Source organism: Allobosea sp. 10L417, assembly GCF_056395485.1.
Map to the genome: position 1 here is coordinate 1 of NZ_JBFTJP010000027.1, position 8,799 is coordinate 8,799.

An 8,799-nucleotide genomic window follows, 5' to 3' on the forward strand; every position below is an offset into this window, starting at 1 on the left:
GTCCGTCCGCCGAGGCCTTCAGAACACGCACGCGAAGATCGTCGCTCAGAGCTCGGGCCATCATCCAACTCCTCTTCGAGGAGCTTGAATCAGCCCAGAACACGCTCGTCACTTCACAATCGATTCAACGATCAGCGGAAACGCTCTAGATTCGGCCGCCTGCATCGAATGCGATGTGGACACCGTTTCGAGCAGAAGCGGGTTTCCCGTTCACGGGCGTCTCCAAGCTGAAGAGGACGATGGACACGCCATAATCCGAGGAGTCCTCCGATTCCTTGAGTAGGACGGCGTCGTAAAACCTCCGGCTCCGGGCGACGTGGTTCGTTCCAAGACAGACATGATGAATCATGACGAGGCCTCGACAACCGCGAGAGGTCCGATCGCCGGCGCGTTCAGGACGCTGCCGTCGGGCGCGAAATGCGATCCGTGGCAGGGGCAGTCCCAACATTCCTCGAACGAGTTCCAATGGAGGTGACAGCCAAGGTGCGTACACGCCGACTTCTCGATGACGGCCCCCTTCTCGGTCCGATAGGCGGCTATCTTGCTCAGGCCGCGCCTCACGATCGCACCTTGGCCGGGCTGGATCGACCGAGGACAACTCTCCAGGCGCGAGATATTCGCGAAGTTCTTTACCGCCGTGATGTTCTCGCTGACACAGGTCGTCGCCGACCAGGGTCGTAGACCGCAGCGAATTCATTTTCCCGGCCGAGGATCAGGTCGGGGATGAGCAAGCTGGCGCCCGATGAAGCCGCAATAGTCGAGCGTGTCCATGACCTGCCCCGACCAGCGATAGCGCTCCGAACCGAGATCCGGAATAAGGGTCTTGGCCCAGGAGGTGAGGGCGGCGAAACGCGCGTTGGCGTCGTCGGCCCCACCCGTCTTATGGTCCTCTCCACCCACAATCACGATGTCCTTGCCGTCCCTGCCGGGCGTCAGACGAACGTAGTGATAGGGTTCCTCAGTGTCCCAATAAAGGGCGTCGTCGAGCTTTCCCGCCTCGATCTCGAATCCCATGGCGTAGGTCCGATAGGGCGCCTGCTTGGTGTGCAGGGCGACGAGATCGTGGATCGGGGAATTTCGTCGCGATCACGGCATGCCCGGCCGTCACCGTGTGGCCGGACTCCAGCTTGAGCTCCACGCGATCCTTCTCCTCCTTCACCTCGATGACTGGGGAGTTCGGGTGCAGGCGTGCGCCTTTCTGGGCCAGCGCCTCGACGACGCCGCGGAGATACTTCAGCGGATAGAAGGTCGCCTGATCCGAATAGCGCAGGTAGGGACGGTCCTCGAGCGTCCGCAAGGGCAGGCCTTTGCCGCGCTCGACGGTGACGCCGATGTCCTTCGCCGCTGAAATCTCGTCGTCGAGGACGCTCTCCACACTTTCAGGATCGAGGAAGAGAATTCCGGCAAGCCGCCTGAACTCGCAGTCGACCCCGAGTTCGCCTTGGAGGGCCTCGTTTCGATCGACGGCGGCGCTCTGGCTCGCTTGAAATCCCTTCGCCAGGCCCTGTCCGCGCATTGACAACAGCTCGCTCAGGGAATCGTCGCAGATGGGGGCGAGATGAGCGGTCGTTCGCGAAGTCATTCCGCCCGCGATTTCGCCGCGATCGAGGACGACGACCGACAACCCACGCGCCGCGAGTTCATAGGCACTCGACAGGCCCGCGATCCCGGAGCCGACGATGGCTGCATCAGCGGTGTGGTTCGACCGAAGAGGTTCCGCCGTCGGCGCTACCTCGACATCCATCCAAACCGAACGGCTTCTCTCGCGTTGCGCGTTCATCGCAGACCTCCGCAGTGTCTGCGTGCAACGTTCTCGGATGGATTATGTTCGAATGGGCGCTTACGGAGAAACGGTCCGGATCAGGTACAGGGCACATCCGAAAATGTGACGTCTCCGGATTCGAATGAAATTCGGCCGCGATAGATGGTGCGATCACCCGCCTGGACCAACATGGTCATTTCGCAATTGTCAGTCTCGGTGAGCGCATCATGGGCAGCTTCAGCGAACGCCGCCCGAGCTTCCTGCCGAGCAGCCTTGTCGTCCGGAAAATCCAAATCGACGAAGTGCGATCCACCGTTATTCGTGATGAAGCGGTACATAGGCATGGGCAGTTTCCTGAGGAGGTCACCCCTCTAATCGGAACGCCCCAGTCTTGGTTCCCCACGATGCCGTTCGCATGGAAGTCGGAAAGCGGCGCTTTTGCCCGCACGCGTTCCCAACTTGCGATCTCTGGAGCGTCTTATTGGGGGCTAACTCCCGGCTGTTTGGCTGGATGTCGAGTGCGTTGGGCCTCGTCACGGGAATTGTACGCGCGCCGATGAAGCTGCAACCCTTCCGAGTCAGTTGCTTTCAGATGGTCTCTCTGGTCTGCGCCGCTGCCGCACCGTTGCGCGCTGGTCCTCGGCTGTTCGGGCGGGTGGGTGATCCTTGGACTTTCAGCATGCGTCAGGAGGGTTTCGAATCTGACGCTTGCGGAGCGGCAAGCGTGCGTGTTCCCGCGGATCTCAAACCGAACAGCGACGTCTGCTGCGGGGGATGTTCGCGACGGCTTGCGACGTGGTCAGAGTACCGGGCGACGATCGCGTTGATGCTGCGCGATCGGGGTCGACCGATCGCGGATCCGCTTCCGCGCTGAGCCGATCTCACCGCCAATTAGCTAAGACCTCCGCGGCGCTTGAGGCTTCGATCTGCTCGCTGAAGCGGTTGAGGTAGAGTTCCATCAGTGCGTCGTGGGTGGAATCCGCAGAGCTACAGAGTGCGTCGGTCACGAGGACGACGCGAAGCCCTCGATCGACGGCGCCCAGGACGGTCGCCAGGACGCAAACATCGGTCTCGCCGCCGGTGATGATAGCCGTGTCCACGCGCTTGGCGCAGACGAATTGATGCAGGATTCCCTCGGTCCAGGGCGAATAAACCCATTTGTCGAGAACGATGGCAGGTGGAGTATAGCGCTCGAGCGCCGGGTGAAGTCGAACGGCGTCAGGACCGACACTTTCAAGCGTTACTTCCGACCATCGTTCGTAATAGCGCCGCCAAGTTCCGCGGCCCTGCCCGGGGCGCTCGACGGGGATGAAGCGCGTGAACAGCGTACGATCCGGATGAGATCCAGCTATTGCCTCGATCGGTGGCAAGACCTTTTCCAGCCACGGAAAGGCCCAAGGATAGCCGGGGCCAAAGAGCCGCTGCATGTCGACGCAGAGATGGATGCAGTTCTCCCCGAGAGCTCCATGCACCAAGCCGTGGGCAGCCATCGCCCGCCTCCCTTAAATAAGCTAATCAATCGCGAAGAGAGCGAGTTTCGTTCGCGGAAGCTTCCTGATGCTTCTCCGCCGCTAATCCATCGGGATTGCCCTGCTCGAAGGGAGCAAGCGGACCGGTGGGATTCGTCGACCGCGGATTGGGACCCGGGCGACGCTCGTCTCCGGCCCGACCCGGCCTTTGCGGGATCTGAAAGCTCCCCGGAGTCGAAACATCGCCCTGTGCGAGTGGTGAAGCCGGTGCTTCCCACTCCTGGACGGCGGCGACCAGTTCGGCCAACTCAGTGGCCTGCGGAGTGCCCTCTTTTACATCGGCCAGACGATGTATTTCCGCGGCCGCTTCCGCGTATTCCTGCTGCGTTGTAATGCGCATCCTTGGCTCCTCGCCGTACTGCCACCGGTTCACCGCGCCCTTGATTACTTCCTTTGAGGGATGAACGTGGTGCGCCTCGGTGACGCCGTCGCTCAGCGACCACTCAGGACCCGCTCTACGGATCACAAACGTTGCCGACATATCGTTCTCCGAACGCCTCCCGGAAACGAGCGACCGCTTAAGCTCGTTCGGTTATCCGGGAGGCGAATGGGCGTGACGCCGAGATCAGGCGGCCTTCTTATTCGCCGAGCCGATTCCGATCTTGGACAGGAGTTGGTCTGTCTTGGTTTCTTCGGTGAGCGTCTGGTTGAGCAGCCCGACAGCATTCGTCAGACCGAGTTCCCCGGCCCAGGTCTTCAGCGTGCCGTAACGAGCGATCTCGTAGTGCTCAACCGCCTGCGCGGCGGCGACCAAGCCCGCATCGATTGCCGGGCTGCCCTCGAAATCCTCGATGATGCTCTTGCCCTCCTCGATAATGCCGAGGATGGCGTCGCAGGTCTTGCCCCGCGGGGCCTTGCCGAGAATCTCGAAGACCTCGGTGAGCCGCTCGACATGGGTTTCGGTTTCGTCGCGATGGGTTTCGAACGCCTTCTTGACCTCCGGCGAATTCGCGGCGCGCGCCATCTTGGGCAACGCCTTCAGAATCTGCTTTTCGGCGTAGTAGATGTCCTTGAGCGTATCGAGAAACAGGTCGTCGAGCTTCTTCGGTTCGGTTGCCATGAGAGCCTCCCTTGGTCGGTTGAAACTCCCTAAACCGAAGGGGCTTTCGCGGGTTCCCGCCTTGAGGAGCGTTCTCCGTGCCCGGGGCTCCTGAGGCATCCTACGCCTGCCTCATCAGGCCACGCTCGGCATGGTTGGCGTCGAGCCGGCGGCGGTCGCCCTAGCCGATCGGACAGAGGCGCTTTAGGGAAAAACGACCGCGCGCTGTTCCCAGAGGCGCCTCGTAATTCAACTACGCTTCGCAGCTAGCTTCAGCCAAGGCCACAATTGCCAAAGGCCGATAAGCACGGCCAGGCTGGCTGTCGCCATGACAAGGGAATGCTTGTGCTGGCCGGTGATTTTGTAGGCGACGACATATGTGTCGCCCGAAATGCCGAATGCCAGAAACGCGGTTGCCAGGAGGATGAGCCTGCTCGCCATCCGCTGAAACGCTGGGTCATCGTGCCCGGCGTAGGCGATGCGATGGAATGCGGCGGGGGATACCAAAAGAGCGGTGGCAATGACGATGAGCGCCAATGCGGCTCCGTGAACGAGCTTCAACCGCTGATCCATCTCGGCGAACGATTGCGTCAGAACGATCGCAAACTGAAAGCCGAGAAGGGCTTGTGCTCCGGGAAGGATGACGCGGGCCTCGGTCAAGACATAGTCGATTTTCGCGGCCATCGGTGTCTTCTGATCGGGAGTAGGCATGTTCCTTTCCTTTCTTCGAACCAGCCAAGGTCCAAGCCAAAGCGCCCCGCACACGGCCAAGCCAACGAGACCGGACACGACGCCCACTGCCGCTCCGGCAATCCGCGTGCCGACTATGCCGACATCCAGCGCCATGGCGACGGCAAAGCCAGCCAACGTCGCCAGCATAATCCGGTCGATCATCACCAGGATTTCGCCGCTAGCCTCGCCGAACAGGACGATCCGATGATACGAACTCGGCATTATCGGAAGGGCGACGACAGCCATCGTAAGCCCCAGCACGACGAGCTCGATTTGCTTTTCTTGCGGGGAGAGGGAAACGAAGGCATTCTGAAATGGCGCCTGAAACTGGAAACCCAACAGGATTTGGGCTCCGAGCATCAGCATGCGAGATTCATCGAGCGCCGTTTTGGTTTTCTCGACAAGGGACATCTATCAACCCTCGTCGCGAGGCATTGCGTTCAGGATCGACTCCACCGCGAGCCCGAGCGCGCCCCCTGCCAAAACATCGCTGGTCCAGTGCGCCAGCAACGCCACCCGCGTGAATGAGATCGCCGTCGCCGCCATCCACGCGATCGCCGTAAACCTCGGAAATGTCCTGCTCACCGCGCTCGCCAGAGCCGCCATGTGAACGGCATGACCGGAGGGGAACGCGGCGTATGCATCTCCCGACTTCGGCACGCCGTGCCTGCGGCCCCTGACCTCTATCCGATCTGGGCGTTCCTGCGCGAAGCACTTCTTCAAGGCGTGCGGCAATATGGTGGCCACGAATGTTGTGCGCACGATGTGGTTGGCAGCCTTTCGGTCGCGCGTGCCAGGGTCGGTCGTCAGCCAAAAGCACACGGCTGCGAAGCAAAGAAAGCGCTCGTCCGCCAGGAGAGTTGCCGCACGCAGCGGTCGCTCAAGTTTTGGGGTTGCGTGGCTGGCAACGACAGAGGCGATGGCCTGGTCTGTTGGTAAGGTCGGTATTCGCAGACGGCGCATGGCTGAATCCGGTTCTCAGATGCGAGATTTGCCGGGTTGGCTCTCGGATCGAGTCCAACATGGATTCTAGGTCTAGATCTCGTGAGCCTCGTCTGTATCGCGCGTTCTATCCGGTAATTCGCGAATCGCCTCCTCGGCGCCCTGGTCCTTGTGCAGCACACCCTCCCTCAACACCTTGGTCGCGGCGTCGACCTTTTTTCCCGGATCAACCGAGATCGGCATCGTATCGGGCGTTGCAGTCAGTCCGATCTCTGTGGGCTTCCTTCCTTCATTCTTCGCAGACGCCGAAAAGGTAGCAAGGGATTCCGGTTGCTTTGCCATGGCGCGCTCCTCCGATTGGCTTAGCAACTTGAGATTGGTTTCCGTGTTCCTTACCCGCCTGTTCAGCGTTCGAATCGAACCGGGCAGCCTACGTGGCAGCGGCCGGTGCTCGCATCGCCGGAACGTCACAGATGGCTCCGAACAATGCTTGTGGCATAAGATCCGAGGACTCGCTCGATTCCAGCGCCGGGAAATCTCGGCCGGGCATCCGGAGATCGAGCGAAAGCGATAGACCTTCGGGAGCCCATCTCCGCGTAATGGTCGCTCCGAGCCCAGTCAGCGTCGCGTTTTCAAGTTTGCTGCCAAAGCCCGCATGCGCGGGAATTTCGGCAATCGGTGGCCCGCCGCGTTCCGTCCAGTGGAGCGTCGCCGTCTCGCCGTCGCGAACGAGCTGCACGTTCAGTCGACCGTTCGGACCCGAGAGAGCACCATACTTCGCCGCGTTGGTACGGAACAGAATTGCCGCTCACCTCGTTCGAAAACCGTTCCGTGGTCCATTCCACGAATAGCGAGGTGTCCAGACATGAAGAAGATCTTGATCGTGTCGCTGATCGCGGCGGCGACGTCTTTTACCGCGCTCGCGCAGACCGCCACCACTTCACCGGTGCCAGCACCGAAGGGGGATGCGGACAAGAATGCTCCGCTGCCCGGCGCGAACAGCTTCACCGAGGGTCAGGCCAAGAGTCGGCTGGAGGCCAACGGCTACTCGCAGGTCGGTCCGCTGACAAAGGACGCGGACGGCGTTTGGAAGGGCAGCGCCACCCATGGGCGCGCCAAAGTCAACGTTACCGTCGACTATCGCGGAAACATCACCCGCCAGTAATCGGGAGAATCCCATGACACAGACACTCACTCGCTCCTATGAGAACTACGAGACGGCCCGGTCGGTTGTCGAAGCCCTCGAAGCCGGCGGAGTGAGTTCCGCCGACATCAGCGTGGTCGGTCGGCACGCCAAGGCCGATGACAGTCATGCCGGTGAAGGTGCGGGCATCGGCGCGGCGCTTGGCGGAGCGGCCGGTCTGCTCGCAGGGATTGGGCTGCTTGCCATTCCCGGGATCGGCCCAGTGGTTGCCGCGGGTTGGCTTGCGTCCACGGCCGCCGGCGCTGCGGCCGGGGGCGTCGCGGGAGGTATCGTCGGAGCGCTGACCAGCGCAGGGCACAGTGAAGAGGATGCCAATTACTACGCCGAGACGGTGCGGCGGGGCGGGACCGTGGTGTCGGTTCGCGTTGCCGACGACCAGGTTCCGGCGGTCGAGGCCATCCTTGATGGGGCGACGCCGATCGACCGGGACGCCCGCTTAGCCGAATACCGGGCGGCCGGCTGGAATCGGTTCGACGAAACCGGGGCTCCCTACCGTTCCACGGTCATCTGACCAAGGTCGGCCAGCCCTCATACCTGGGGCTGGCCTTCTCGCACTACCAAGCGCTGGGGGATCATCTTGCCAATGGGAGAGTCGCATGGGTTGGTTTTCACAGGACATCGCAACGATGGACGATATTTTCGTCCATACTCTTAGGGACATCCGGAAGGCCGCCTGAGTTCGATGCGCAGAGCTCCTCGGCGGGGCGCTTCTTGGTCGGAGCGTGAAGGGCGAGGCCCTGACGGTTTTCGCCCTCAGCGGACGATCATGAGGAATCGGGAACCGATGCCGGACCGGCTCAACCTTTGGCCGCCAATCTCTCGGGGTATGTCCCTTGGGCGCGCCGCCAGGATATCACTTGCCCAGCTACGACCACACGGTCGCGCCCGCCGTTCTTCGGTGAATACAGGGCTCGGTTTTGGCCGCCTCTACGAGCGTGGAAAGCTTCGTGACGGAACCGCGATCCGGCCAGGAGGTTGCTGCGCCCACGCGGGTCGTAATCCGCCAAGACGACGGTGCGCCGTCCTGGCTGAACTCCAAGGCACGGATCGCTTCCGCAATCCTCGTGCCAAGCTGCTCGCATCCGTTCGCGTCAGCATTTGGCAACAAGAGTGCGAATTCCTCTCCGCCATATGCCAGGTCGCCTGGCCGCAAGCCATGGGCGGCAATGATTTCCGCCACCGCCCGAAGGCACCGATCTCCTTCCTGGTGGTCATGCTCATCGTTGAGCTGCTTCAAATGGTCAAGGTCGATCATCAAGAGCGAGAGCGGAGAGGATTCCCGCCGCGCCCGAGACCATTCCCGGCGCGGTAACGCTCAACCAGACATTGTCTAGCGGGCGTTCCAAAGCTCCTGTTCGACGGCGGGAGCCGAAGAACCGACCTTCCGCACCGCGTCTTCAAGTGCAGCCTGCGACACGCCAAATTTGTCGGCCCAATACCTAACTTCGTGGTCCCTGGAGAGGTTGATAACTGAGTGATCCTGCGGGCCGCGGGAATAATCGTTCTCTGCCATCTCGGCCTCTCCCTGCTGCGCAGTTCGTCCTGCCAGCCCGTCTGCTTCTGACGGCCCCATCGATTGCCTTCTCTGGAT

At 61.6% G+C, this 8,799-nt stretch carries 10 protein-coding genes and 2 pseudogenes; 2 read left to right on the forward strand and 10 right to left on the reverse strand.

What is annotated here, in order from left to right:
* Positions 1-345 precede the first annotated feature (345 nt).
* The 8 genes and pseudogenes from AC1DE3_RS28005 to AC1DE3_RS28040 all read right to left on the reverse strand — a co-directional run bounded on the left by AC1DE3_RS28005 (position 346) and on the right by AC1DE3_RS28040 (position 6,346).
* A pseudogene (locus AC1DE3_RS28005) lies at positions 346-1,780 on the reverse strand (FAD-dependent oxidoreductase).
* 80 nt (positions 1,781-1,860) lie between these two features.
* A complete protein-coding gene (locus AC1DE3_RS28010; RefSeq protein ID WP_441514466.1) occupies positions 1,861-2,106 on the reverse strand; it encodes a DUF6894 family protein in 246 nt (81 codons plus the stop codon).
* 537 nt (positions 2,107-2,643) lie between these two features.
* On the reverse strand, positions 2,644-3,252 hold the full coding sequence (locus AC1DE3_RS28015) for a cysteine hydrolase family protein (RefSeq protein ID WP_476798073.1): 609 nt from the start codon (positions 3,250-3,252) through the stop codon (positions 2,644-2,646).
* Positions 3,253-3,277: 25 nt separating this feature from the next.
* A complete protein-coding gene (locus tag AC1DE3_RS28020; protein WP_476780922.1) occupies positions 3,278-3,772 on the reverse strand; it encodes a hypothetical protein in 495 nt (164 codons plus the stop codon).
* An 84-nt stretch (positions 3,773-3,856) separates the two neighbouring features.
* The gene (locus AC1DE3_RS28025; protein ID WP_441514463.1) at positions 3,857-4,351 is read right to left on the reverse strand and encodes a YciE/YciF ferroxidase family protein; all 495 of its coding nucleotides are present in this window, start codon (positions 4,349-4,351) and stop codon (positions 3,857-3,859) included.
* Between the two features lie 228 nt (positions 4,352-4,579).
* A complete protein-coding gene (locus AC1DE3_RS28030) occupies positions 4,580-5,473 on the reverse strand; it encodes a DUF6328 family protein (protein ID WP_476798072.1) in 894 nt (297 codons plus the stop codon).
* Positions 5,474-5,476: 3 nt separating this feature from the next.
* Positions 5,477-6,025, reverse strand: a complete 549-nt coding sequence (locus AC1DE3_RS28035; RefSeq protein WP_441514461.1) for a phosphatase PAP2 family protein — start codon at positions 6,023-6,025, stop codon at positions 5,477-5,479.
* Positions 6,026-6,097: 72 nt separating this feature from the next.
* A complete protein-coding gene (locus AC1DE3_RS28040) occupies positions 6,098-6,346 on the reverse strand; it encodes a hypothetical protein (protein ID WP_476780920.1) in 249 nt (82 codons plus the stop codon).
* 523 nt (positions 6,347-6,869) lie between these two features.
* Between AC1DE3_RS28040 and AC1DE3_RS28045 the strand changes: the two genes are divergently transcribed.
* On the forward strand, positions 6,870-7,169 hold the full coding sequence (locus AC1DE3_RS28045; RefSeq protein WP_476798071.1) for a PepSY domain-containing protein: 300 nt from the start codon (positions 6,870-6,872) through the stop codon (positions 7,167-7,169).
* A 13-nt stretch (positions 7,170-7,182) separates the two neighbouring features.
* Entirely contained in the window at positions 7,183-7,719 is a 537-nt protein-coding gene (locus AC1DE3_RS28050) for a hypothetical protein (RefSeq protein WP_476798070.1), read from the forward strand.
* A 354-nt stretch (positions 7,720-8,073) separates the two neighbouring features.
* On the opposite strand, the pseudogene AC1DE3_RS28055 reads toward AC1DE3_RS28050, so the two are convergent.
* Both AC1DE3_RS28055 and AC1DE3_RS28060 read right to left on the reverse strand, forming a co-directional pair.
* Positions 8,074-8,502: pseudogene (locus tag AC1DE3_RS28055) on the reverse strand (GGDEF domain-containing protein); the annotation flags it as partial.
* A 36-nt stretch (positions 8,503-8,538) separates the two neighbouring features.
* Positions 8,539-8,799: DUF3606 domain-containing protein (locus AC1DE3_RS28060; protein ID WP_476852969.1), on the reverse strand; the 261-nt coding region annotated here is incomplete at its 5' end.

Excerpts from the sequence above, each read along its gene's own strand:
- AC1DE3_RS28035 (WP_441514461.1), bottom strand. The coding sequence starts at position 6,025 with ATGCGCCGTCTGCGAATACCGACCTTACCAACAGACCAGGCCATCGCC.
- AC1DE3_RS28050 (WP_476798070.1), top strand. The coding sequence starts at position 7,183 with ATGACACAGACACTCACTCGCTCCTATGAGAACTACGAGACGGCCCGG.
- AC1DE3_RS28015 (WP_476798073.1), bottom strand. The coding sequence starts at position 3,252 with ATGGCTGCCCACGGCTTGGTGCATGGAGCTCTCGGGGAGAACTGCATC.
- AC1DE3_RS28040 (WP_476780920.1), bottom strand. The coding sequence starts at position 6,346 with ATGGCAAAGCAACCGGAATCCCTTGCTACCTTTTCGGCGTCTGCGAAG.
- AC1DE3_RS28045 (WP_476798071.1), top strand. The coding sequence starts at position 6,870 with ATGAAGAAGATCTTGATCGTGTCGCTGATCGCGGCGGCGACGTCTTTT.
- AC1DE3_RS28010 (WP_441514466.1), bottom strand. The coding sequence starts at position 2,106 with ATGCCTATGTACCGCTTCATCACGAATAACGGTGGATCGCACTTCGTC.
- AC1DE3_RS28020 (WP_476780922.1), bottom strand. The coding sequence starts at position 3,772 with ATGTCGGCAACGTTTGTGATCCGTAGAGCGGGTCCTGAGTGGTCGCTG.
- AC1DE3_RS28025 (WP_441514463.1), bottom strand. The coding sequence starts at position 4,351 with ATGGCAACCGAACCGAAGAAGCTCGACGACCTGTTTCTCGATACGCTC.
- AC1DE3_RS28030 (WP_476798072.1), bottom strand. The coding sequence starts at position 5,473 with ATGTCCCTTGTCGAGAAAACCAAAACGGCGCTCGATGAATCTCGCATG.